Raw genomic sequence first — 24,536 nt, forward strand, 5'->3', positions numbered from 1 at the left:
CGTGACCGTCGCCACCTCATCCACCCACGCCGCACTGCTGGACAGACTGGGCCCGCTCGCGGACATCGTCGACTCCTCGACGCTGACGCGCGCACTCTATTCCTCCGACGCGTCGCTCTACCGGGTCGAACCCCTGGCGGTCGCCTACCCCAGATCCACCGAGGAACTGGTCACGCTCGTGAGGGCGGCGCTGGAGACCGGCACCCCCATCACAGCACGTGGCGCCGGGACCTCCTGCGCCGGCAACGCCGTCGGCCCCGGCCTGGTGATCGACGTCGCCAAGCACCTGAACCAGATCCACACGATCGACCCGGAGTCGCGCACCGCCGTCATCGATCCCGGCGTCGTGCAGGAACAGCTCCAAGTCGCCGCGCGGCCGCACGGACTCCGGCTCGGCCCCGACCCCTCCACCTCCACCCGCTGCACGGTGGGGGGGATGATCGGCAACAACGCCTGCGGGCCCCGGGCGCTGGGCTACGGCCGGATGGCCGACAACGTCGTGGCGCTGGAGGTCATCACCGGAACCGGCGAACTGCTCACCCTCGGCACGGACGACATACCGGAGCTCCGCACGCTGGTCGCGGCCAACCTCGGGCTCATCCGCACCGAGTTCGGCACGTTCACCCGGCAGGTTTCGGGCTACTCGCTGGAGCACCTGCTGCCCGAGAAGAAGTTCGACGTGCCGAAGTTCTTCGCCGGCACAGAGGGGACGTTGGGCATCATCCTCAAGGCGACGGTCCGGCTCGTGGCCGACGCCCCCGAGCGGGTGATGGTGGCTCTCGGGTACGAGACCATGGCCCACGCCGGCGACGACATCGACAACCTCCTGCAGTTCAAGCCAACCGCCTGCGAGGGCCTCGACCGACGCATCGTCGACGTCGTGCGCGAGCGCAATGGCACGGATTCAGTCGGGGTGCTTCCCGCCGGCGAAGGGTGGATGTTCCTCGAGATCGTGGGCAACGACCGGGTAGAGGTTCTGGCCCGGGCTCAGGCCGTCGTCGAGGCCGCTCGGGCACTCGAGGGCTGGGTGGTCGACGATGCGGAGCGCGCCGCACAGCTGTGGCAGATCCGCGCGGACGGGGCCGGTCTGGCGGGCGTCAGCCTGGCCAACCCGGCCTACGGCGGGTGGGAGGACGCAGCTGTCCCGCCCCGGCACCTGGGCTCCTACCTGCGCGCCTTCGATGAACTCCTCGACAAGTACGGGCTGGATGGGCTGCCCTACGGCCACTTCGGCGACGGGTGCGTCCACTGCCGGATCGACTTCCCGCTCACCGCTCCCGACGGGGCGGCGCGATACCGCGCCTTCGTCGAGGAGGCAGCCGACCTGGTGGCCGGATTCGGCGGATCCATGTCGGGCGAGCACGGCGACGGCCGCGCCCGCTCCGAGCTTCTTCCGCGCATGTACTCCCCCGAGGCCATCGCGCTCTTCGGCGCCGTCAAGAACGTCTTCGACCCCGGAAACCTGCTCAACCCAGGGGTACTTGTTGATCCGGCTCCGGTGGACGTCGACCTTCGCATGGTCGCGGCCAGCCGGTCACCTCTCTCCACGTCCCACGCGGAGTTCGTCGAGGCGGTCCACCAGTGCAGCGGCGTCGGCAAGTGCCTGGCGAACAACACCGGCTCGGGCGGCGTGATGTGCCCGAGCTACCAGGCCACCCGAAACGAGAAGGACTCGACCCGCGGACGCGCCCGGGTCCTGCAGGAGATGGTCAACGGCTCCCTCATCACCGGCGGATGGCGCTCCCCGGAGGTCCACGCCGCCCTCGACCTCTGCCTGTCCTGCAAGGGGTGCGCCCGCGACTGCCCGACGGGCATCGACATGGCCGCCTACAAGGCCCGGGTCACCCACGAGACGTACAAGGGACGGCTCCGCCCCCGCAACCACTACGCGCTGGGGTGGCTGCCGCGCTGGGGCCGGCTCATCACCCGGATCCCCGGCCTGGGCCGCCTCATCAACCTCACCGGGAAGGCCCCGGTGCTCGGCCGCGCCCTCCGCTGGGGTGCGGGCGTGGATGCCCGCCGAGACATCCCCCGCTTCGCAACGAGGACGGCCCGCTCCGGACTCTCCCGGATCGAGCCTTCCCCCCGCATCGACGATCTATCCGACAAGGGTCGGGTGCTCATCTGGGTGGACTCCTTCTCCGACTGCTTCGAGTCGGAGTCATTCGCCGCCATGGTCCAGGTCCTGGACCGTCTCGGCTACGAGCCTGAGGTGCTGGACGAGACGGCCTGCTGCGGTCTCACCTGGATCTCCACGGGTCAACTCGACGGTGCCCGCCGGCAGTTGCGCCAGGCCGCCAGCGTGCTCGCGCCGTACGTCGCGGCCGGAGTGCCGATCGTCGGCATCGAACCGTCCTGCACCGCGGTGTGGCGGAGCGACGCCGTCGAGTTGCTGCCCGACGATCCCAACGTCGCAGCGCTCGAGGGCAAGGTGCTCACCCTGGCGGAGTTCCTCCTGGACGACCCGGACTTCGTCGCCCCCGATCTGTCAGGACACACGATCGTCGCCCAGCCGCACTGCCACCATGCCTCGGTCATCGGCTGGCAGAAGGACCAGTCGATCCTTGAGTCGACCGGAGCCACCCTCGTCGCCGTCGGTGGCTGCTGCGGCCTGGCCGGCAACTTCGGGGTGGAGCGCGGCCACCATGAGGTGAGCGTGGCCGTCTTCGAGCACGACCTCGGACCGGCCATCGAGAACCACCCGGACGCGATCGTGCTCGCCGACGGTTTCAGTTGCCAGACCCAGCTGCAGTCGCTCGCCGGGCGCTCGTCGATGTCGCTGGCCGAGTTGTTGGCCACCCACTGACCCACGGGAGAAGTCCGCGGAGGAAACTTGAGGTGACGATGCAACCGCATCGGTGCCGCGGGCGTATCTGAGGCAGGAGTTCACGAGAGGAGGCTCTGTGGACGAGGCACAGTTCGACCACCTGTACACCACCCGGTTCAACGCGATCGTCGGCCAGATCTACGCCATGTGCGGCAACCTGACCGAGGCACAGGACTGCGTGCAGGAGGCGTTCATCCGCGCGTGGGATCACCGCTCGAAGCTGGACCCCACCGGTCACCCCGAGGCGTGGGTTCGCACCACGGCATACCGCCTCGCGGTCAGCCGCTGGCGTCGAGCCACCAAGGCGCTACGACCACCCGATCGCGCGCTCCAACACCCGGTCCCGAGCGAGCCGACACCCGACCGCGTCGCGATCGCGGACGCGCTCCGGCAGTTGCCCGAGAAACAGCGGCGCGCGATCGTGCTGCACCACCTGTGCGACATGACCGTCGCCGAGGTCGCTGCTGAGACCGGCTCCCCCACCGGCACCATCAAAGCCCAACTCGTCCGCGGGCGCGAGACCCTCGCCCGCCTCTTGAACTCCGATCTGGAGGCCCGCCATGCCTGATCGCATTCCCCAACTCGATCACCTGGCCGACCAGGCCAAGGAGGTCCCCATGCTCCCCCCGTCAGAGATCCGTAGGCGCGGCAACCGTCGTCGGCTCATCCGGCACACCGCTGTCGGAGCCGTCATCGCGGTGTTCCTGGGTGCTGCCGGCTTCACCGTCTGGCAGTCATCGTTGCTCGACTCTGTCAGGGAGCAACCCCAGTGGGCCACGACGATGTCGGCCAGCCCCACACCCACTCCGTCTCCGTCCGCGTCTCCCTCCGAGGAGCCGCAGCAGCCGACGATGACACCGTCGCCGCAGCCCACCGCCGCGCCGCCGGTCCTCCCCGATCCGCCAACGTGGGACAACGTCCCCGACGCGCAGATCATGTACCCGTACGATCCGTCCGTCATCGCTGAGACGCGCGACTACGAGGGTCTCCGGGACACGCCGACCGGTCTGTGCGACCCAGGCTCGTACGGTGATCCCAGCACCGTGCTGGTCCGGGAGTTCCTCTCCGTGGACCAGATGGGCGCGGTAGCGATCGTCTTCGGCTACCCCGACGAGGCGTCCGCGCAGGCCGGCTACGCCCTGCTCGAGGACGCCGCGCGCTACTGCCCCACGGCCATAGGAGATCCCTACTACGTTTCGTTCGAGGACGGCGAGGGTTCCAGCGCGTACATCTCGTCGATCCATCCGGCCGACGACCCGGACGAGGGCCTTTTCAACGACACGCACCTCATTCAGGACGGCGAGCGCGTCCTCTGGCGGGTCAACACCTACCTGGGTCAGGACCAGAACTGCTCGGTGCTGCCGAACGACGACGCGATGCAGTGCGAGTCCGTGAAATCGGCCGACGCGGCCCTGGAACGGCTCCGCGGCGAGTGAGCCCCCACGACGCCGGGTTTAGGGAGCGACGAACGAGCACCGCACCCCGTCGCCCTGAGTAGGGAGCGAGGAACGAGCACCGCACCCCGTCGCCCTGAGTAGGGAGCGAGGGACGAGCGACCGTATCGAAGGGCTTCTCGCAGTGCCCTGCTGACCCGGTAAAAAGCGGTCCTCTCGCGAGCCCTTCGATACGCGGACGCTCGTCCCTCGCGGCCGCTACTCAGGGAAACGTGAGGAAGCCAGTCGCTCGCCGCTGGCTACCTCTCCAGGGGAGACGGCGGGTCAGCGCCGGTCGAAGGCGCTGGCGATGATCGCCTTGACGGTCAGCCCGCTGGGATCGGTCGCCACGGCGCGCTCACCCTCCCAGACGATGCCGACGAGCGTGGCGACGTAGGCCGCGCCCGTGGCCCACAGGAACATGGTCGACAGCACCTCGCCCGCGCCGGCTCCGAGGAGGCGCTGCAGTGGCGACAGGTACACCTCGCCGCGCTCGCCGTCGGGCATCGACAACGCCAGCAGCGCCCAGAGCCCGTAGTACACGTACGACGCGACAGCAGTCCGCGACCCGAGCCAGTGCCGCCACTGGCGCTGCCGGTAGACCCACGCCATCATCGCGGCCAGCGCCTGGGCGATCACCATCGCCGGCACACCCAGCACCATGAACAGGAACCACACCAGGCCCTGCTCCGTCGAGATCCGACGGATGAGCAGGATCACCGCGGGCAGCGCGCCGATGCCGAGCCAGAGCAGACGGTACCCCCACTCGCCCAGCGAGTTGCGGGGAATGGGGGTAGCCGTCACAGGTGCCAGCTTAGGCGCGGGGTGGAGGCTCAACGGGTCAGGCGGCGATGCGCCGTCGACTTGGGGCGGGAGGCCTCGGGGCCGAGGCGCGAGACCTTGTTCTCCTCGTAGTCGGCGAAGTTGCCCTCGAACCAGAACCAGTTGGCGGGGTCCGCGTCGGTGCCTTCCCAGGCGAGGATGTGCGTCGCGACGCGGTCCAGGAACCAGCGGTCGTGGGAGATCACGACGGCGCAGCCCGGGAAGTCGAGCAGGGCGTCCTCGAGAGACTGCAGGGTCTCGACGTCAAGGTCGTTCGTGGGTTCGTCGAGCAGGAGGACGTTGCCGCCCTGCTTGAGCGTGAGGGCAAGGTTCAGACGGTTGCGCTCACCGCCGGAGAGCACTCCCGCCAACTTCTGCTGATCGGGACCCTTGAAGCCGAAGGAGGCGACGTAGGCCCGCGACGGCATCTCGAAGTTGGCCACCTTGATGTGGTCGAGGCCGTCGGAGACGACCTCCCAGACGTTCTTCTTGGGGTCGATGCCGGATCGGTTCTGATCGACGTAGCTGAACTGAACCGTGTCGCCGACACGGACGGTGCCGGCGTCTGGCTCTTCCATTCCGGTGATGGTCTTGAACAGGGTGGTCTTGCCGACGCCGTTCGGGCCGATGATGCCGACGATGCCGGCGCGCGGCAGCGAGAACGACAGGTTGTCGATGAGGACCCGGTCGCCGAAGCCCTTCTTGAGGTTGTCGACCTCGAGGACGACGGACCCCAGTCGGGGACCCGGGGGGATGTTGATCTCCGCGAGGTCGACCTGACGGTTGCGCTCGGCCTCTGCGGCGAGTTCCTCGTACCGGGCCAGTCGGGACTTGCTCTTGGCCTGGCGGGCCTTGGGGTTTGAGCGCACCCACTCCAGTTCCTTTTCGAGGATCTTGGCGCGCTTGGCGTCCTTCTTGCCCTCGATCTGCAGCCGCTGACGCTTGGTCTCGAGGTACGTCGAGTAGTTGCCCTCGTACGGGTGGAGCCGGCCGCGGTCGACCTCGCAGATCCACTCCGCAACGTTGTCGAGGAAGTAGCGGTCGTGGGTGACCGCGAGGACGGCGCCCTGATAGTTCTTGAGGTGCTTCTCGAGCCAGTCCACCGATTCGGCGTCGAGGTGGTTGGTGGGCTCGTCGAGGAGCAGCAGGTCGGGTGCCTCGAGCAGCAGCTTGCACAGCGCGACACGACGGCGCTCGCCACCGGAGAGCACGGTGACCGGAGTGTCACCGGGCGGGCACTGGAGCGCGTCCATCGCCTGCTCCAGCATCGAGTCGATCTCCCACGCGTTGCGGTGCTCAAGCTCCGTCTGCAGGTGGCCCATCTCCTCGAGCAGGGAATCGAAGTCGGCGTCGGGCTCGGCCATTTCCATGCCGATCTCGTCGTAGCGCTTCAGCATCGACTTCGTCTCGTGGACCGCGAGCTCGACGTTCTCCATGACGGTCTTGGATTCGTCGAGCGGGGGCTCCTGCAGGAGGATCCCGACCGTGGCGTCCTTCTGAAGGTTGGCGTCGCCGTTGTTCGGCCGATCCATGCCCGCCATCAGCTTGAGCAGGGTCGACTTGCCGGCACCGTTGGGTCCGACGACACCAATCTTGGCGCCCGGGAAGAAGGAGAGGGTGACGTTGTCGAGGAGGACCTTGTCGCCCACCGTCTTTCGGACGTTGTGCATGGTGTAGATGAACTCAGCCACAGCTAGGAAGCCCTTTCGTTTGAGACCGCAGGACAGTATGCCAGCTAGCGCCAAGTTTCCCGCTTTCGCGATCCCTCCCGGGGAGCTGTCCGGTGGCGTGCCCGGCTACCGGTTGGCGTTCGGGTCGGGCGGTTGGCGGATCCCCGACTCAGGTGAGCTTGTCCAGCTGCTCGCGTGCCGCGGCGTAGCGTGCCACTTCGGCCTCCGCCGGGGCGAGCACCTCGCGCTCCGCCACCTCCCGCACCGACGCCTCCAACGCCTTGCGCGCACGGCGGGCCGTGCGCCGGGCAGAGACAGAGATGAACAACTGGGACAGCAGAGACAGCAGCAGACCCACCGCCACTCCCCCGATGATCAGCGCCGTCGGCACCGGCACGCGAAGGCCCTCCTCGGGACCCAAGGGATACACGGCCACCTGAGGGAGCCCGAAATAGCCCAGCACGACGTTGAGGGTCAGCCACAGCACCCCCACCACGACGGCGGCGATCAGCAGCCACTGAACACCCCGGACGAGCTGCCACCACACCGGTGTCCGGCTGACTCTGAGGTCGGTTGCGACGACGGCGCGGTCGAGCGAATCCGCGAGAGTCTCATCGGAGCGGTGCACGGCGCGCCCGACGGCCTCCTGCCAGAGCGGCGGCATTCCGGTGCTCAGTTCGTCAGCCAGGATCCGAAGGCCGGTGGAGAGCTGCGCCTCGGCCGACGACGAACGCGACGGCAGGGAGCTCCGCTGCACGCCGGGCTCCTCCAGTTGGGGGGTGCCCTTCCCGGCTCCGAGCCTCAGGCGCTTGAGCGGGTCGGGCCGCAACTTCGCGAGCCATTTGACGACCGGCCACCCCGTGGCGAGTTGCCCCCGGTGCTTGACCGAGCGACGCACGGCGTCGGCCACCAGCGGCACACCGGCGGACGCGGCGAGCTGCGCGGTCAGCCTGTCGATCGTCGCGCCACTCGCTTTGCCCGTGCGACCACGGCCGACGGCTGCGTCCAGGCCGTTCGCGGCGACGGCGACGTCGGCGGCCAGGCGTGCCGACGACGCCTTCTTCGCCGTCGCGAGAGCGCCGAGGCGCGTGCGGAGGTCGTCGACCCCCTGCCCCGTCAGCGCGCTGGTGGCCAGGAGCGGGACGTCGCCCAGCCCATCGGCCTCAAGGAGTTGGCGGATGTGCGCGAGCGCCTGAGAGAGCTGCGTCGGGGTGAGGCGGTCGGCCTGGTTGAGCACCACCGTGATGACCTCGCGATGCCGGGCGAGCGGCTGGAGGTAGCGCTTGTGGATGGCGGCGTCGGCGTATTTCTGCGGGTCCAGCACCCAGACGAACTGGTCGACCACCGTGATCATGCGGTCCACCTCCTCGCGGTGCGAGGCCGCGGTGGAGTCGTGGTCGGGCAGATCCAGCAAAATGAGCTCCGCCATGTCCGGGCGCGGCGGAGCCACCTCGTGGCGTCGCTTGACCCCGAGCAGGTCGAGCAGATCGGTGTTGGTGGCGGAGAAGCTCGCCGCCTGTGAGGTGGAGGTGGTGGGACGACGAGCGCCCTGCTGAGCCAGCTGTGTGCCACTGATGGCGTTGAAGAGGCTGGACTTGCCTGAGCCCGTCGCACCGGCCAGCGCGACGACCGTCTGGGGGCCTGCAGCGAGTCGCTTCGATGCATGGGTCAGCACGCCCCGTGCCCTGGCCTCGTCCTCGGCTGGCACCCGGCCCGCGACGAGATCGAGGGTGTCGCGGAGCACATCGAGTTGTTGCGTAACGGTGGCCATCAGAGCTCCGGGCGGGTGAGGTCGTCGAATGCGTTCCTGGCCGCAGCGCGGAGCGCGGCTGCCGCACTCTCGAGTTGTCGCGGGGCGTCCTCGTCGACCGCCAGGTCATCCAGCAGCACGCCGTACCGGGACAGTTCCCCGGCCAGGACGCCCTGCACCCGCGCTTCAAGGTCTGCCTTGGCGCGTTCGGCCAGTCTGCGGACGGCGTCCTCCCCGAAGACGGCCTCCAGGAGCCGCTGGGCGAGCGCGGCGGTGCCGCCTGCGATGCCGACCTCGGCCAGCGTGAGCCCTGCCGTCATGGTGAACACGACGATGATCAGCGCCGCCCCGACGACGTTGGTCCCCAGGGCCAGGAACCGGGCCTTCATCCGCTTTCCGCGCCCCTGCTCCTCGACGAGGCGCAGCACGTCGGACTGCCAGGCCCGGATCGCCTGGCTGGCGTCCTCGTTGAACGTCGGCGAGGGCCGCGCGAGGCTCGGATCGGCTGCGACGATGTCTCGTCCCCACCTGGTACGGCTCCACGACACGGCGGTGCGCTCGGCTGCGGCCGCGCCTGCCTCCTGCAGGACGGCGGAGAGGTTGTCGGAGATGGCCACCTCCATGGCCTCAATCTTCGGCTCCCCGCGGAACCAACCTGAGATCCGGTCACGGACGGCGCCGATCCGCTCCTCGATCGACCGCATGAACTCGCCGGTGCCGACCAGGTCCTGCCATCGGCTGAGGATTTCGCCTCGCATCATGGTGCCGTCGCCGGCCGCGATCATGACGTCCGCCGCTGCCTGACGGTAGGCCGCCACGGCCTCGCCACGCAGCTCGTCCACGGCCTGGTCCTGGCGGGCGATGCCGTCGATCAATTCACGCAGCTGCGGGTCCAGGGAACGGACCGACCCGGCCAGCGTCTGCACGGCAACCTGAGCGCGGGTCTCCGACTGGGCCGCGAGGTGGGCGAGCCACTGCCGGATGCCCTCGACATCGTCGACCGGAAGCATTCCGTCGTCGGGCAGGGTTCGCTCCGGCACGGCGAAGAGCTTGGCGCGCTCGAGCCCCTGCGAGCCGAGCATCTCAGCCAGGTGAGCGGCGATCTCGGCCATGGCCTCCGGCGGGCAGCGGTTGACGATTACGCTGACGACGATGTTGCGCTGGGCCGCCTCCGCGAGGTAGTCCCAGGGCACGGCGTCGGCGTAGCGGGCGGCGGACGTCACGAAGACCCAGAGGTCCGCCGCGAGCAGCAACTGTCGGGCGAGGGTGCGGTTGGCGTCATCCACCGAGTCGATGTCGGGGGCGTCCAGCAGCGCGAGCCCGGCGGGCAGGTTGGGGAACGGCACGATGTTCAGGGCGCGCGAGTCGTGGAGCTGGGCGTCCGTTCGGACGAGACCCGGGAGCACCTTGTCGGAGCGGAACCACTCCTCGTCGTCGGGATGACAGATGAGTACGGGCGACTTCGTGGTCGGGCGCAACACTCCCGGCCGGGTCACGGGGGCGCGCAGCAGGGAGTTGACCAGGGTCGACTTTCCAGCCCCTGTCGACCCTCCGACGACGGCGAGGAGCGGGGCGTCCAGACGCGTTGCGCGCGGCAGCAGGTAGTCGCGCACCTGGTTGGACATCGAGCTCGCGAGGTGACGCAGGCTCTCTGCTCCCTCGAGTGGCAACGGGAACTGTGCCGCCGGGAGAGCGGCGTCCAGAGCCTCGAAGGCGTCGACAAGTTTCGTGTTCATCGGGGCCAGTTTCCCCCAACGCCTGCGGGTCCGGGGGCCTGCGGCGGCAGGTAGTCAGAGGTGAGCGGTCCGGGGGCGGTGTCGGCCGGGGGCGGGGGTTCAGGCTTCCGGGCGCGGGGCTGGATGAGCGTCAGACCCCGGGTGTCCGTCAGTGCGATGGGCCGGAGGTGGTGGATCTGCTCAATGATGTCGTGGGCCCGCGCGTCCCCCGCCGCATCGACGGTGCCGCGGGTCATGGCGTCGCGCAGGTAGGCGAGCTCTGTGTACCGGCGCACGAGCGCCGCCGTTCGCCACCACGTCCGCGGCCCGCGGAAGAGCGCATACAACAGCAGCTTGGCGCGCCGGAGCGGGCCACCGAAGACCTCGACGTCACGCTCAGACATCCAGCCGGCGCGCTGGAAGTCGGTGAGCCGCGCTCTGATCAGCTGGCCGTTCCCGACCACGCTGACCACCAGGGAGATGATGATCACCGCCACCAGCGCCAGGGCGAGGAACCAGGCGGGCCGGAGGTTCTCGGTGGCGTTGGTGGAGGCGAGTCCGTTGAAGAGCATGTGCCCGGCGCAGGCAAGGAGGAAGCCGCCGAGCGGGGCCAGAACCCGCACGATCTTGCTCCGGGCAGAGAGCCCGATGATGAATCCCGAGGCGGTGAACAACGTGAACAGCGGGTGGCCGAAGGACGTGTAGATGCCGCGGAGCCGGACGAGCTCGAGCATCGTCGCCTCGGGGTCGGCGATCGAGATGTCGTTGGTGGCCTGCATCCACACTCGCGCGTAGTAGATGACGTTCTCGGTGAACGCGAAGCCGACTGCCGAGAGCCCGGCGAGCGCCACCATGCTGAGCCTCGAGACAATGCGGCGCCGCATGAGGATGACCAGCAGCACGAGGATGCTGGCCTTGGCGAGCTCCTCGATGAAGGGGGCTGAAAAGACGGCCGCCCGCGAGCCGGCGAAGGCGTCGGCCTGCGTCGTCGACATCATCTGCCCCGCCCAGGAGTTGACGTAGATCGAGATCCACGTGGACGCGCAGGCCCCCCACAGGAACGTGAGGACCCACACCAGCGGCGACGACGCGCGGAACCGGTCCAGCCAGATGAAGAGCGTCGCGTAGGCGAGCGCAGTCCACGATGCCCAGAAGGCCGCGAGTTCAAACGCCTCGTTGGTGATGCCCAGCGTGGAGGTGCCGTCGTCGAACGTCTCCGGCGGATGGAGCATCCAGTACTGGTCGTACAGCATCCACGCGTACAGGGGCAGGAGGACGGCGGTGACCCAGAACATGGGGTGCCGGAGCGTCCGCCGACCCCAGCCCCGGCGGCTGAGCAGGAAGACAACGAGCGCCAGCACCAGCCCGGCCGCGGCCCAGAAGAACCAGCGGCCGAGGTGCTCGGTGTTGAACCAGACCGCCACCATTGCCCCGGCCACCACGACAACGACCGCCCAGAAGAAGGGGTCGCGCACCCAGGGCGGGCCGGTGGGCCTGTCGGGGGTCGCAGCGGGCAGTCCGTTCAGCCACCGCTGCCGATTCTCGACGCGCAGGGTACTCATGATTCGGTAAGCGTACCCTCATCCCTATGCGCAACTTCTTTGATTCGATGACGCCCTGGGAGCGCAACGACGGGTCACTCCACCTCTACGTCGTGCCCGATGCCGCTCTGGGCGACAGGCTGGTGGAGGCACAGTCCCACCTGCAGGGGATCCCCGATCTTCCCACCATGCCCCGGCCCTGGCTGCACTTCACCGTCAACCGGTTGGCCCAGTTCGACGACATCGGGCAGCGCGAGCTTTCCCGTCTGGCCGCCGCCCTCACCGAGAGGCTGGTTCGCGTTCCCGCGTTCGACGTGGAGTTGGGAGCTCCGCAGGTGCAGGAGACCGCCGTCGAGGTTGTCGCCCCTCCCACTCCGGGCTGGGATCTTCTCGTGAACGCAGTCCGCGACGCCGCCCTCGACACCTTCGGTGGGACGATGCCGGACTCCCCCCACGCCCCGCACGTCTCGCTGGCCTACGCGACCGGACCGGTGGACTCCGAGTGGGTCGCGGAACGGCTCGCTGGAGTGGGGCCGCTCGGAACGTTCCGGGTGGGTACGGTGCACCTGATGTCGGTGACTGTCCGTCCGGAGATGGGCATCTTCGACTTCGTCGAGCTGGCCAACTGGCCCCTGGCCCACTGACGGCGCTCGCCATCCACTCGAAACCTCCAACGCCATCGGGCAGCGGTCCACGCCAACCGACGACGCCGAACGCCAACGCCAGGCTCCGAGACGCCAACGGGCAGGACGAAACGCCAACGGGCAGGACGAAACGCCAACCGACCGGCCCGAACGCCAACCGGCAGGTCTGAACGCCAACGGGCTGGACGAAACGCCAACCGACCGCGTCGAACGCCAACCGAATTCCGACGACGCCCGCAAAACCCATCCACGCCCCCGAGATATCGCGGGCGTCGCTGAGTATCGTCGGCGTTAAGCCTTGTCAGTTGGCGTTTGTAGCCAGCCGTTGGCCTTGTCAGCGACGCGTTGGCGTTCGCCCTACCGGTTGGCGTTTGCCACTTGCGCTTGGCGTTCGCTCTTGCCGGTTGGCGTTTCCGGATCTCGGTTGGCGTTCGGGCCGGACCGTTGGCGATTCGTGGCTTCCCGCGGTCGGGAATTCAGTGTCGAGCCCGATGTCGCGAGCGCACCTACTGGCCGGACCCCGTCGGTTGATCCAGGTTGAGAGTTCCGATCCCGACGCGGCGCAGTTCGAGGTTCGCCAGTGCGGTGATGACGGCCCGGTCGCCCGAACGCCAATCCGCGACGGGGTCGGGGCTGATCTCGGCGAGCTGCGTCATCGGCGAGTTCGCCAGGGCGCGGAGGGCGAAGAGGTCGAGGTCGGCCGCGCTGTCGATGTAGCGGCGCGCCGCGGCCGACTCCTTCGCCCTGCGCACGCGACGCGGCAGGTACAACAGCGCCAGAGTGAGGGACGGGATGAGGAAGACGACGAGGAACAGCAGCCACCCGGCCTGGTAGACCGCCTCTGCCTGTTCAACCGACTGGGCGCTCAGTTGCCTGAGCCCGTCTGCGATGGGGCTGAAGGGTCGCGCCAGCTCGTCGCCGACGAGCGCCACGTCGCCCAAGCGGTCAGCGGCGTCGTCCACTCGCCCGGCCAGGTCGCCGGCCGTCCTCCCAATTCCTTCAGCCGGCACAGCGAGCGCGTCGACCACCGACTTGAGGGCCCACGCGACACCGGCCCAGAGGAGGCACCACAGGACCAGAACGGCGTCAGAGATGACGTCGGCTGCCCTGCGGAGCGGCCGGATGCGGGTGGAGGGCATGCCCAACTCCTTAGTTGACTGTTCAATCACTTCTTGGTGTACTGGGACGTGTGAAGAAGCTCAGCATCATCGTCTCATCCACCCGACCCACCCGGATCGCCCCCGCCGTGACCGCATGGGCGGCCGAGCTGCTGGGCGCGGATTGGGAGGTCACTGTCCTCGATCTGGCCGAGATCGGACTGCCCTTCCTCGACGAGGATCAGATGGCGGGCACCGGCATCTACGAGAAGCCGCACACGCTCCGCTGGAAGTCGGCGATCGACTCCTCCGACGCGCTGGCCTTCGTTAACGCGGAGTACAACGGCTTTCCCCCGGCCCCAGTCCTCAACGCGATCGACTTCCTGTTCGCCGAATGGCACGGCAAGCCTGCCGCCATCGTCGGCTACGGCTTCGGGGGCGGCCAGCGCTCCGCAGCAGCCCTCACCACCAAGCTCACCAACGTGAAGGCCGACGTCGTCGGCACAGTTGGCCTGGTCTTCGGCGAGGACCTGACGACCGAGGGCGAGTTGACCGTCACCGACGAGCGCACCGCAGAGCTCGGTAACCTCTCGCGTCGGCTCGCCGAGGCGTTGGAGTCCTCCGCCGCCGCCTGATCCCCGGGCAGACACCGGGCACCCCTGAGAAGTTCGACGCCGCCCTCGGACCATCTGGTCCGGGGCGGCGTCTGCGTGCGCCCCAGGCAGGATTCGAACCTGCGCACTACAGATTAGAAGGCTGTTGCTCTATCCCCTGAGCTACTGGGGCCGTTCGCGGAAAGTGTACCGTGGGGCGGGTGAGCGAAAACCTGGTGTGGATCGACTGTGAAATGACAGGGCTCGATCTGGGCGCGGACGCGCTGATCGAGCTGGCAGTACTGGTCACCGACGGCGACCTCAACGTCCTGGGCGACGGCGTCGACATTCTCATTCGGCCGAGCGATGAACAGCTGGCTCAGATGGGCGACTTCGTCCGTGACATGCACACCAAGTCCGGTCTCCTCGACGAGTTGGCCACCGGCACCACTCTGCAGGACGCCGAGGAGCAGGCGCTGGCCTACATCCGCGAGTACGTGCCCATCTCCCGCAAGGCGCCGCTGGCCGGCAACACCATCGGCACCGACCGCATGTTCCTCGCCCGCGATATGCCCGAGCTCGAGCAGTGGATGCACTACCGCAACGTCGACGTCTCGTCGATCAAGGAGCTGGCGCGCCGCTGGGCGCCCAAGGTGCTCTACGCAGCCCCCGCGAAGGCGGGGAACCACCGGGCGCTGGCAGACATCCAGGAGTCGATCGAGGAGCTCCGGTACTACCGCGACGCCCTCTTCGTCGCGACCCCGCCGTCGAGTTCAGAACTGCGCTCCATCGCGGCCCGTCACCGCGGGTCATTGACGGGTACCGCCGACCCCGGCCCGATTTCACAGCCCCAGTAGCCGTGCGCTATTGTTGCTCAGTCGTCAGCCCCGGCCGACGACAATGGTGGGTATAGCTCAGCTGGTAGAGCACCTGGTTGTGGTCCAGGATGTCGCGGGTTCAAGTCCCGTTACTCACCCCAGATGGGTCAGGTTTGAACTTTCGACTAAGGGGCCACCCTTGGTCGGGGTTCCAACCTGGCCCTCTTTCTTTGCCTCGGCGGCCCAGGTCAGGGCGTCGGCCTGGAGGCCGGGGATGCTGAGTCCGTCGTAGGGGGTCCGGTAGCCGACGCGCACGTCGTTGTCCTCGTCGACGTAGATCGCCTTGAACAATGCCTGATTGAGTAGCCGACGGTTCGCGTCGTCGGCGTGCTCGTAGATGTCGGCGGCGTTCGACAGTAACGTCAGCGAGTCATTGAGGTTCGCCCGGGCGTCGGCGTAGTGGCCGTGGTGCGCGCTGATCCGGTGCTCGATGGTCTCCAGTGACGCGGTGATTCGGTCCTGCTCCCGCTTGAGGAGGTCGAGCGGGATGGCTCCGGCGTAGTGGGCTTGGAGCAGCTTGTGCTGCTCGACTTCGAGCTGAGTTCTTCGGTTCGCGAGGTCGGCGAGTTCGGCGGCTCCCTCGGACATCATCTCGTCGAACCTGGCATGGAGCATCGCTGAGAGCGCCTGCGTTGTTTCGGAGTCGATCTGGACCTGCGTCACCGCACCCGTCGGCCCACGCACGTTCAACCTCACCATCCGAGCAGTCGAGCATGACGGCAACGACGACCTGATCGTGCTCGACCGCACAGACCAGACCGCCGCGCACGGCATCTACAACCTCTGGTTCGAGCACGACCGCTGGGCACAGCTCTCCGCAGAGATCACCGATCGCAGACCTACTCGCGTCGCCCGCAGGATCACAGGCACCACATCGGGCTTCACTCCGAAGGCCGGCGACCGTGCCTCATGGAGCGGCATCTACTACGCCACCCCCGCCGATGCTGGACTCCACACCCACGACATCACCATCACAACCCCCGCAGGACGATTCCCTGCCTGGCGCATCGACGGCGACCCCTCGACCTGGGCGATCCACATCCACGGCCTCGGCAGCACCCGCGCCGGCACCCTCCGAGGCGTCCGCGTCGCGACCGAACTCGGCTACACCTCCCTGGTCGTCAGCTACCGCAACACCGCAGAAGGGCCACGAGTCGGCACCGGCCGAACAACCCTCGGCCACACCGAGACGACCGACGTTGACGAGGCCATCGGATACGCCGTCCGACGAGGAGCCCAACAGGTCGTGATCTTCGGCTGGTCAATGGGTGCCGCGATCGCCCTCCAACTCGCCGACTATCCCCGACACCAGGGAATGATCGCCGCGCTCGTCCTCGACTCACCAGTCCTCAACTTGACCGAAGTCATCACGACCAACTGCGTTCCCAGCGGACTGCCCGCAGCAGCCGGGCACCTCGCGATCCCGTGCCTCACCCTCCACCCGTTGGCGCGCGCCCTCGGGTTGCCGGGCCGCATCCCCCTTCGCTCCTTCGACTGGACCGCACGAGCCGCAGACCTCACCACGCCGACTCTGAACCTCCACGGCACCCGAGACGACTCTGTACCGATCCGGCTCTCGCAAGCGCTCAGAGACCAGCGGCCCGATCTCGTGACGCTAGAGGCCTTCGATGCTCACCACACGAATCCATGGAACAGTCATGCCAACCACTGGCATCGATGCGTGAGGACATGGCTCACTGCCCGGGTGGAGACACCTCGCTGCCGGCAGCCTGCGACGTCGTAGGCCTGACTTTTATCAGTTCGCCGAGTTCTGCCCCTCGTGTTGGGGTTGACTAGGGTGTTTGTTGGTGGGTGTGTGCACTAATCGGGTGGTGGTTCTAGCCTTGGGGCATGTCTCCCTACGTGCGGACCGTGAAGACGGCCAGTGGCGCGACCGCGGTGCAGGTGGTGTGGTCGAACAAGCGCGGCGCCAAGGAGATGGACCACATCGGCTCTGCCCACACTGCGGAGGACGTGGAGGTGTTGAAGGCCGCTGCCAGGCAACGGATGAGCGCGGGACAGGACGAGCTCGACTTTGGCGACGGGCGCCCACGCGGACAAGCGTTGCCGATCCGCTCTTCCAGGGCGGAGTTCTTGTGGGAGGCGTTGTCAGCTGCGTTCCGGGCTGTCGGGTTGGAGAAGACTTCGGGCGCCGATGAGGTGTTCAAGCAACTGGTGCTGGCCAGGGTGATCGAGCCCACGAGCAAGCTTGAGGCGATCCGGGTCCTCGATGAGGTCGGCATTCAAGCGGCTTCCTATCCCACGATGAACCGCAGGCTGCCGATGTATGCCACCGACACGTGGCGCCGGGGCTTGGCGGCCGGGTTCGCCGACCTGGTCGGGCTGGGCCCTGCCACGCTCATCCTCTACGACGTGACCACGCTGTATTTCGAGACCGACGAGGGCGACGGGTTCCGCGAGCCTGGATTCAGCAAGGAGCGGAGGTTGGAGCCTCAGATCACTGTCGGGCTCCTGACAGACTCTCACGGGATGCCGTTGATGGTGCACGCGTTCGAGGGGAACAAGGCCGAGACCCAGACCATGATCCCGGTCCTTGCCGAGTTCATGGCCGCCCACCGCATCGCCGAGGTCACTGTTGTGGCTGATGCCGGGATGCTCTCAGATGGGAACCTGCGGGCGTTGGCGGGGGCCGGGTTGCGGTTCATCGTCGGCCAGCCGATCCCACAGATCCCGGCAAAGCTCGAGGCCTGGATGAAGGCCCACCCCGGCAAGGACCCAGAAGACGCGATGGTGCTGAGGCAGAAGTGGTCCCGCGGCCCTGCCGGGGCGCAGCAGCCCGAGGTGATCTACTACCAGTACCGCGCCGACCGGGCCCGCCGGAGCCTGCGCGGGATCGATGAGCAGGTCCGCAAAGCACAGGCCGCGATCGATGGGCGGGCGCCGGTGAAACGGAACCGGTTCATCAAGCTCACCGGCGCCGCCAAGGAACTGAACCTGGAGCTGGAGCACAAGACCCGCACCCTGGCCGGCTGGAAGGCATACATCACCAACCTGGAATCTCCGTCACCGGAGTTCGTGATCGGCGCCTACCACCAGCTCTGGCAGGTCGAGAAGTCGTTCAGGATGTCGAAGTCCGACCTGAGAGCCAGACCGATCTACCACCACAAACGCGAATCGATCGAGGCCCACCTGACCATCGTGTTCGCCTCGCTGGCTGTCTCGCGCTGGCTCGAGGCCCGCACCGGCTGGAGCATCAAGAAACTGGTCAAGAACCTGCGCCGCTACCGCACCATCGAGATACAAGCCGGCGACACCCTCGTGACCGCCGCCGACCCCCTACCCGCAGACCTCACCGAGATCCTCGACCGCATCCACGGCCGATGACCTGCGCACTAAATGATCAAAGTCAGGTTCGATGCTCACCACACGAATCCATGGAACAGTCATGCCAACCACTGGCATCGATGCGTGAGGACATGGCTCACTGCCCGGGTGGAGACACCTCGCTGCCGGCAGCCTGCGACGTCGTAGGTTCCTCTAGGCAGCAACCTTCGGTACTGTCACCGGCAGGTTTGGACTATGGCCTCCTACCCGTGAACTTAGCCACCAGGTCAGGTACATCAACAAGACGTGATGCCGCTTGAAGCCCGACCATAGAGGAACTGGAACCGACGATCGGATGCGACGGGTGAGGAACAACGATACTCGTAGCGCAGTGCGACTTCATCGCGATATAGCCATCTACCGCAGGCAAGTCGCCGATGTGGATTATTCTACTGACCCCAATATTCATGCGATCCGCGACATACTTCCAGGCGCTTCCACTCGTTTTGGATACGCCTGTCTCATCACTGAAGTACATGTCCTCCAGGAACTCTGACATGCGGTGATAGTCAAGCGCAGCGCGCAAAGTCTGCCCAGGTGATAACCAGGTGTCGGACACCACAACGACCCGATAGTTCGCGGCAAGTCGTCTCAGCGCATCGCGGGCACCTGGCATTGGCACCAACGAATGTGCCTGGTGCGTGGCCCCCAGCCGCTGAGCCAAGCTGTCCATCTCGGTATGCGAGAGACTGACCGAAAGTGCGTCTCCGACTATACGAACACGCTCCTTGTTGTCGATGGGGGAACCCGCCAAGTACGCCTCCTCGAACTCATGTGCCGCAAGATCTAGAGCCCTCCTTGCGTCGCTATGAGAGACGGTGTGGCCCCCACGCTCGCGAACCGCCTCAATCACGCATTCAATGCGGTTGTCGCGGACGTGACCGTGGAACTCTATCGACTCATCCAGCAAAGTCTGCCAAACTGCAATCGATATCAAGAAATCGCTCATAGGACTCGCCGCGCGTTCACCGGGCCGATCGCACCTGCAACCGCAGCCGCCACCCGATCGCGCAGTCCTCCAAGCGTAACGGTCCCCTCTGAACGCCCATCTGCAACTCGTGCGACTTCGGACGCCCGTTCATGAGGCAATCGCTCAATCCTTAAGTCACGAGGCCCTGTGTGAAACTCCGAGTCAAACTGGCCTGGGCGCACCACGATGATCGATGCGCTCGCGCCTTGGCGATGGCCAGCAATCCAGTGCTCTAGAGCAGCCTTGCTTGCGCAGTAGTGAGGCATCTCCTTAAAGACCACTTTGGCGGCTAGCGACGAAATTACGACAAGGCGCAGGCCGGGTCGATCGAGAGCCACAGCTAAACGCGCCTGGACAATGAAGTTCAGGTTCATGGTTTCTTCAACATCGCCGTTTGAGGCAGCACATAGGTAGACGCGATCACAGGTTGACGCACGTTCGACACACGACGTAAAACCCTGTGGATCGGTCAGGTCAGCAGCAACTGACTCCCAGGTACCTGGATACGCGTTCGAAATATCCCCAAGTTGAGCGAGCCGCGTGCCCCTCCTGCCCAAGGCCACGACTCCGTCCCCGCGCTCTCGATGCTTCAGCCCAAGCGCTGCTCCGAGCCCGGAGCTCGCGCCCACAACACAGACTCTCATTCGGCAAGCACCCGTTGAACATCGGCAAGTCGCTGTGCCATGTCGGCGAGATCTTCATCTGATGTAGTGAGTGGCGGCGCGACTATGAGTCGTTCAACCGGATCGACCATAGTGGGCAGATGACACATCAGTCCGGCGTCCAGCAAGGCGGCAGTTGTCGTCGCGCGCGATGATTCAGTTAGCTTGACCGAGGCAAGCCAGCCGATTGTGGTATTGGCTACGCCGGCTGCGTCCAATGCCGCCCGCAATCTATCTGGATCGTGTTTGTGCGCCTCCAGCGACTCTAGGCACCCTAGGGCTGCACCAAGAGACGCGGCGTGGTTTGAATGCGTGTGCCCGTGATCTAACCCACCGGTGCCAGTCACGCGTGCTAGAACCTCTGGGGCAATGAGCACTGCGGAGATGGGTACGATGCCATTCGCGAGACCTTTTCCAAGGACGACGATGTCGGCTGGAATCCGGAGCGCCGTAGTTAGGCTCGGCCACATCGTCCGCCCGAGACCCGAGAGGACTTCATCAACGACGACCACCCCGCCTCGACGGCGAAAACTGGAGAGCTGCGATCTGTCAGCCTCCGTGATCGGTGGCTGACCCGACATCACACCAGCTGGTTCGATTACACCAACACCCCGCTCCTTCCAATCTGAAATCGGGGTGTAGCGAACATCCATGATCGGGCGTAGCGGGTAGTGAACCGTGTGGTGGGACGAAAGTGCGGCAGCGGCAGCGGTGATCCCATGGAACTCTCCCGGTCGTACATTAACGATTCGCCCAGCAGCGGCGACCGCGAAACGCATGGCAGTCTCCATAGCTTCAGAGCCTGAGCCAGCGAATACGACACTCCACTCGTTCAAGCAGAGCGCTCTCCGGAGCCGGTCCGCGACATGCTCGGCAACCGGTGTCGTGGCCACGAACGGGTTCGTTGCTGCAACGCTCGTCGCCTGGGTGAGGAAGCCCACTGCCGGAGCTGGATGGCGATGGCCTAGCGGTGTGTTGTAGAGCCCAGAGGAAAGATCAAACAAGACTCGACCCTCAACGGTTCGTACTCTGCATCCAACGGCGTCGCGAATAACCAGTCTCGTGAGGTCCGGGTCTGCATGCCCTGCAGGAATCGTCGCTGGCCCATCGTGAACGAGTGGTTTGTTGCTGTACGCAATAGCCCTAGCCGCGGCAGCAGCGCCGACCGACAGTGCCCAGCTAGCTCGAGCATCTGCCGGATTGGTGAAAAAGGCCCTGTCGGAGCGCGCCGCGATGCGCGTGGCAGCTTCTGAAACCAGCGTGGGAGTCTCGGACTGCCATCGATCGGCGTCTGCGTGCTGCCAGTAGGCGATGGTATCGTCATCGACTGCGGCCATGCATCCAACAAATTCTGCTGTGTCGATATGTTCCCCTGGCATTGCAGATACAGTCACAGCCTCGGCCTGAGCCGCAGCCCAGCCAGCAGCAGCAATGGCTCCTGGTTCCCGACCATGCGCAGCTAACAGTTCAGCAACTTGAAGAACTTCCTCGCGCCCCGGGGTTGAAGCCTGTCCTTGAAACTGGATCACCTCATGCTCCCGATCTCGCGTCGCAGCCAAGGCTCGGCATCCACAAGACGCCTCCATCGAACCAGCATGGACTCCCTGAGGGTCGGTGGGATCAACTCGTGCTCGAATCGAGATTCCAGAAGGCGAATCGCCCCAGTTGTATACGCGCTCGCGAGAGTCGGAAGCGCCCCAAATTCAGGGTCAGCCAACTGTCGTGCTTGGACGACAGTTGGTGAGGACAGTTCAGAAGGTATCGGCATGCGCGCGAGGCGCTCAGCTAACCCCTCCCAGACGACACGGGCCGCAGGTGTGCCACGACCTTCAAGACCGGCCAACATCTCCACAGTCATCGCAAGCGACTCGGCTGCGAGGAGACCCTCTCCGTACTCGATCTCATTCGGATTTCGTCCGGCGTCAGCGACATGCTTGATCTGGTCGAGATGCGTCGCATTGTGAACGCCCCACCAGATGTCGCCCATGGGAACTGTGAGCTTCTCATCGACAATGATGACCGTTGGCTCCGCAGAATACGTCCACACCTTCCAGGTGAGACTAGGTGGAACCGAGGTAGGCACGAAGTTGACGCCGTGCGTGGGTTTGGAAGCCGGCCTCCACCAATCACGCTCCAGCATCGCGGTCTTGGCGGACCCGTCTGCTGCAGAGACAGGAGGCCCATGCTGAGGCCCATCCGAGCCTTCAAATATCGCATCTGCTATCCGGCAGAATGCCCGAAGAGATTTGTCGGGTGTTGCTGATGGGGAATCTGGAGTCCAGTCTGATCCAATACTCATGTATTTCGAAGGTGGTGAATCTATTAGCGCGCGAATCTGGACCAGTCGATCTGCAAACCGAGGATCAGCAAAGCGCACTAAGTCACCCAGCTCGGCAACTGCCATATCAATCTCGTCAGATTCTCTATCGAGGGCAATGTTAAAGAGCGCAATCTCGGCCAGGCCCCGAACCGCCCAAGAAGCTCGCTCAACAGTGCTCAGGCCGTCAGGAAGAGCAATCGCCAGCCGTATCAACTCTGATTGATCGGCGTCGCTCATCGATGCACCCGCACTCGCCACAGGAGCCTAGTTGGATCGTTGAACGCAGTACGCCCGTGTAAAACTGTGGAGTTGTCGCACACTAGGACTTGGCCTGGCCGAAGTTTCAGGACTGCGAGATTGGGATCGATCGCCGCGGTTTGATGGACGACCTCCGCTGCCCAGGCCGCGGACTGATCGGCGACTAGATTGTCCATTCGCCACCGCATCGAATAGCGACCGTCCTCCCTCGGGTAAAGAATCGCTGCAGGTTCACTCTCCCGAGGACCGTCGAATACTTCCGGGGTGCGCCAACGCCAGATTGGAGCTTGGAGCAGGCCTTGCAGACTAAACCAGTCCGATCGGCGCGACAATGTAGCCACTAGGTCATCGACAGCCAGCAGGATACTGTCGCCGCCCTGAGCCGCGGATCGAGCGCATGCGAGCAGAAAAGCATCCTCGGGATCATTGCGATACTGGGCGTCAGTGTGGAGGGGGGCCGCATCGTTAGTGACTGAGAACGTTCCGCTCGGAACTTGCGATTGGATGGGCCAAGCCCCTCCGCCGTCGCGTTCAGATACGGTTCCGTAGCGCCTTGCTAATTCAATTACGGCAGCAGGGTCGCTCGCAACGGCTGGTCCAGGTTCCAACACTGCCCACCCTGAAGATGGAAGAGATTCGAAGATGCTCATGTGAATGACCTCTGTAATTCACCAGCACGAGCACGAACTTGCGCAGCCGCACGATGTGGGTGAATTGATTCGTTTAGAATCGCGCGAGCGAACACCGTCGTCTCCGAAGTCACTCTCGTAGCGACCTCAGCAGCCGCGAAACGTGCGAGATCCTCTGTGAACTGTGGGCGACGATGTGCCCGATCCACAAGCTCGTGTTCGTCCGGGCGTTTGAGCACTGACTCCCTTAGTACCGCGCAACTTCGAACGGCGCTCAGCAATTCTGCACTAGTGGCGGCGTCAATAGTAGTCGCTTCTATGCCGACGGTCAGCGTGCCGGGTTGTGAGTGAGTGAACGTGGGCGGCATGTCCGGCGCATATGTCACCCCCGATCGGCGTTCAGATGAGAGCTTTGAGTATGCAATTGTGCAGGGACAAGCAGTCATCACCTGAACTGTCAGTGAAACCTCGCATCGTGTAGTGCCTCTCCCCGAGTATTCCAAGGTGACAACGGTAGAAACGTCCACACTGGAGGGGCGACGCGTAATCGCAGACAGAATCGCGGGTTGCTGATCTACACGTAAGGTCACAAAAACTGGGCCGGGCTGAGTCGCGCTGGTAAGTGCGGCCAGGCGCTCGGCGGTCGCGGGCACGCTCTGGTGGGATTGACTGCCCACCTCAACGATGGCTTCCTGAAGACGCGACATATGGGCACCTCGCTGGTTGGCGTTCAACCCAATTGTGAGGTCGACATCTGCTGATAGCACTGGCCAGCCATCGTCAATACGCAACGGGAGCCGTACGCCGGTGATCCCGGCCTGTGCGGCGATCAGGACATCGGGTTCAAAGGTCGGTACATCGGTACGTGAGTCCTGGGATAGAGGATCGAGTACGTACGTGAACCCGGGGAACCCAGCCTTTACAAGGGCGGCACGTGCGCGATCCACGCTAGAGTCCGTCACGTCGTGGACTGCCACGTCATCGAAGATGTCGCCTCCAAGGGAGACTGGTCGGGCGAAAGCTGACGGCCCGTGCCGCACTTTGAGACGCTGGTGCCAAGCTGCGGGAAGGTCGGGGGTCTCGACGAGTGCCGTGCGCCCAACCTGCAACGCAGCGGCCACAAGTGACCAATCGCGCGTTGGACTAGCGATCAGAGCCGCCAGTGCAGCCTCGGCGGCAGCTAGTTCGCGGGCTGCTCGCTCCTGACTCGAGCGCTTGACTGACTCAGATGTCATCCTGGGACCTCCGAATGGGATGTCGAAGTGGAGGGCCCCGGTGGCACCTCTCTCCAGCCTGAGACTCGTCAGGCCAGGAGGTGACTATGATAGCAATGCAGCACGCGTTCGGCAATGCACCTCGTGCCCGGGCCCGGGCCCGGGGGT

General features: G+C 65.7%; 21 protein-coding genes and 2 tRNA genes. 9 read left to right on the plus strand and 14 right to left on the minus strand.

The window, feature by feature from the left end; translation table 11 throughout:
* Position 1 precedes the first annotated feature (1 nt).
* The 3 genes from RPIT_RS08920 (at position 2) to RPIT_RS08930 (ending at position 4,263) form a co-directional block, all read left to right on the plus strand.
* Positions 2-2,806: an FAD-binding and (Fe-S)-binding domain-containing protein gene (locus tag RPIT_RS08920; protein ID WP_077342453.1), complete on the plus strand. Its 2,805-nt coding sequence runs from the start codon at positions 2-4 to the stop codon at positions 2,804-2,806.
* Between the two features lie 97 nt (positions 2,807-2,903).
* Positions 2,904-3,395: an RNA polymerase sigma factor gene (locus RPIT_RS08925; protein WP_077342455.1), complete on the plus strand. Its 492-nt coding sequence runs from the start codon at positions 2,904-2,906 to the stop codon at positions 3,393-3,395.
* A complete protein-coding gene (locus RPIT_RS08930; RefSeq protein WP_077342457.1) occupies positions 3,388-4,263 on the plus strand; it encodes a hypothetical protein in 876 nt (291 codons plus the stop codon). The genes RPIT_RS08925 and RPIT_RS08930 overlap by 8 nt, the downstream gene beginning before the upstream one ends.
* Positions 4,264-4,545: 282 nt before the next feature.
* On the opposite strand, the gene RPIT_RS08935 is transcribed toward RPIT_RS08930, so the two are convergent.
* The 5 genes from RPIT_RS08935 to RPIT_RS08955 all read right to left on the minus strand — a co-directional run bounded on the left by RPIT_RS08935 (position 4,546) and on the right by RPIT_RS08955 (position 11,779).
* The gene (locus RPIT_RS08935) at positions 4,546-5,064 is read right to left on the minus strand and encodes a hypothetical protein (protein WP_077342459.1); all 519 of its coding nucleotides are present in this window, start codon (positions 5,062-5,064) and stop codon (positions 4,546-4,548) included.
* A 29-nt stretch (positions 5,065-5,093) separates the two neighbouring features.
* Positions 5,094-6,773 carry an energy-dependent translational throttle protein EttA gene (gene ettA / locus RPIT_RS08940; protein WP_077342461.1) on the minus strand — a complete coding sequence of 560 codons (1,680 nt, stop codon included), beginning with the start codon at positions 6,771-6,773 and terminating at the stop codon, positions 5,094-5,096.
* A 148-nt stretch (positions 6,774-6,921) separates the two neighbouring features.
* Positions 6,922-8,523 (minus strand): GTPase, encoded by a 1,602-nt coding sequence (locus RPIT_RS08945; RefSeq protein ID WP_077342463.1) that lies wholly within the window; start codon positions 8,521-8,523, stop codon positions 6,922-6,924.
* On the minus strand, positions 8,523-10,238 hold the full coding sequence (locus tag RPIT_RS08950; protein WP_077342465.1) for a GTPase family protein: 1,716 nt from the start codon (positions 10,236-10,238) through the stop codon (positions 8,523-8,525). Before RPIT_RS08950 ends, RPIT_RS08945 begins: the two co-directional genes overlap by 1 nt.
* Positions 10,235-11,779 carry a PrsW family intramembrane metalloprotease gene (locus tag RPIT_RS08955; protein ID WP_077342467.1) on the minus strand — a complete coding sequence of 515 codons (1,545 nt, stop codon included), beginning with the start codon at positions 11,777-11,779 and terminating at the stop codon, positions 10,235-10,237. The genes RPIT_RS08950 and RPIT_RS08955 overlap by 4 nt, the downstream gene beginning before the upstream one ends.
* A 26-nt stretch (positions 11,780-11,805) precedes the next feature.
* On the opposite strand from RPIT_RS08955, the gene RPIT_RS08960 reads away from it, so the two are divergent.
* On the plus strand, positions 11,806-12,402 hold the full coding sequence (locus tag RPIT_RS08960; RefSeq protein WP_077342469.1) for a 2'-5' RNA ligase family protein: 597 nt from the start codon (positions 11,806-11,808) through the stop codon (positions 12,400-12,402).
* Positions 12,403-12,908: 506 nt separating this feature from the next.
* Here the strand turns inward: RPIT_RS08960 and RPIT_RS08965 are convergent.
* Complete coding sequence (locus RPIT_RS08965; RefSeq protein WP_077342471.1) at positions 12,909-13,541, minus strand: hypothetical protein; 633 nt, start codon at positions 13,539-13,541, stop codon at positions 12,909-12,911.
* A gap of 50 nt (positions 13,542-13,591) precedes the next feature.
* On the opposite strand from RPIT_RS08965, the gene RPIT_RS08970 reads away from it, so the two are divergent.
* Entirely contained in the window at positions 13,592-14,134 is a 543-nt protein-coding gene (locus tag RPIT_RS08970) for an NADPH-dependent FMN reductase (RefSeq protein ID WP_077342473.1), read from the plus strand.
* 78 nt (positions 14,135-14,212) lie between these two features.
* Here RPIT_RS08970 and RPIT_RS08975 read toward each other — a convergent pair.
* Positions 14,213-14,285, minus strand: a tRNA-Arg gene (locus RPIT_RS08975).
* A 28-nt stretch (positions 14,286-14,313) separates the two neighbouring features.
* Between RPIT_RS08975 and orn the strand changes: the two genes are divergently transcribed.
* A complete protein-coding gene (orn, locus tag RPIT_RS08980; RefSeq protein ID WP_077342475.1) occupies positions 14,314-14,949 on the plus strand; it encodes an oligoribonuclease in 636 nt (211 codons plus the stop codon).
* A gap of 46 nt (positions 14,950-14,995) precedes the next feature.
* Positions 14,996-15,071 (plus strand) — tRNA-His (locus RPIT_RS08985).
* On the opposite strand, the gene RPIT_RS08990 is transcribed toward RPIT_RS08985, so the two are convergent.
* Complete coding sequence (locus RPIT_RS08990) at positions 15,064-15,669, minus strand: hypothetical protein (RefSeq protein ID WP_176789333.1); 606 nt, start codon at positions 15,667-15,669, stop codon at positions 15,064-15,066. The two genes, RPIT_RS08985 and RPIT_RS08990, sit on opposite strands and share 8 nt — an antisense overlap.
* A 37-nt stretch (positions 15,670-15,706) precedes the next feature.
* Here RPIT_RS08990 and RPIT_RS08995 point away from each other — a divergent pair, with 37 nt between their 5' ends.
* Both RPIT_RS08995 and RPIT_RS09000 read left to right on the plus strand, forming a co-directional pair.
* Positions 15,707-16,714 (plus strand): alpha/beta hydrolase, encoded by a 1,008-nt coding sequence (locus tag RPIT_RS08995; RefSeq protein ID WP_077344281.1) that lies wholly within the window; start codon positions 15,707-15,709, stop codon positions 16,712-16,714.
* Between the two features lie 107 nt (positions 16,715-16,821).
* Positions 16,822-18,315, plus strand: coding sequence for an IS1634 family transposase (locus RPIT_RS09000; protein ID WP_077342477.1), 1,494 nt, complete (start codon positions 16,822-16,824; stop codon positions 18,313-18,315).
* Positions 18,316-18,508: 193 nt separating this feature from the next.
* Here the strand turns inward: RPIT_RS09000 and RPIT_RS09005 are convergent, their stop codons facing one another.
* From RPIT_RS09005 to RPIT_RS16155, 6 genes are read right to left on the minus strand one after another with little or no spacing between them, the layout of a single operon-like run.
* Positions 18,509-19,264 carry an HAD family hydrolase gene (locus tag RPIT_RS09005; RefSeq protein WP_077342479.1) on the minus strand — a complete coding sequence of 252 codons (756 nt, stop codon included), beginning with the start codon at positions 19,262-19,264 and terminating at the stop codon, positions 18,509-18,511.
* Positions 19,261-19,929 carry an SDR family NAD(P)-dependent oxidoreductase gene (locus RPIT_RS16145; protein WP_077342481.1) on the minus strand — a complete coding sequence of 223 codons (669 nt, stop codon included), beginning with the start codon at positions 19,927-19,929 and terminating at the stop codon, positions 19,261-19,263. The genes RPIT_RS09005 and RPIT_RS16145 overlap by 4 nt, the downstream gene beginning before the upstream one ends.
* Positions 19,926-21,476, minus strand: a complete 1,551-nt coding sequence (locus RPIT_RS09015) for an aminotransferase class III-fold pyridoxal phosphate-dependent enzyme (RefSeq protein ID WP_162274528.1) — start codon at positions 21,474-21,476, stop codon at positions 19,926-19,928. Before RPIT_RS09015 ends, RPIT_RS16145 begins: the two co-directional genes overlap by 4 nt.
* A complete protein-coding gene (locus tag RPIT_RS15025) occupies positions 21,473-22,504 on the minus strand; it encodes a hypothetical protein (RefSeq protein WP_143028261.1) in 1,032 nt (343 codons plus the stop codon). Before RPIT_RS15025 ends, RPIT_RS09015 begins: the two co-directional genes overlap by 4 nt.
* Positions 22,501-23,175, minus strand: coding sequence for a TauD/TfdA family dioxygenase (locus RPIT_RS16150; protein ID WP_077342485.1), 675 nt, complete (start codon positions 23,173-23,175; stop codon positions 22,501-22,503). The genes RPIT_RS15025 and RPIT_RS16150 overlap by 4 nt, the downstream gene beginning before the upstream one ends.
* Positions 23,172-24,389: a GTP cyclohydrolase, FolE2/MptA family gene (locus tag RPIT_RS16155; RefSeq protein WP_077342487.1), complete on the minus strand. Its 1,218-nt coding sequence runs from the start codon at positions 24,387-24,389 to the stop codon at positions 23,172-23,174. Before RPIT_RS16155 ends, RPIT_RS16150 begins: the two co-directional genes overlap by 4 nt.
* Positions 24,390-24,536: the final 147 nt, after the last annotated feature.

It is taken from the genome of Tessaracoccus flavus (assembly GCF_001997295.1).
Lineage (GTDB): Bacteria > Actinomycetota > Actinomycetes > Propionibacteriales > Propionibacteriaceae > Arachnia > Arachnia flava.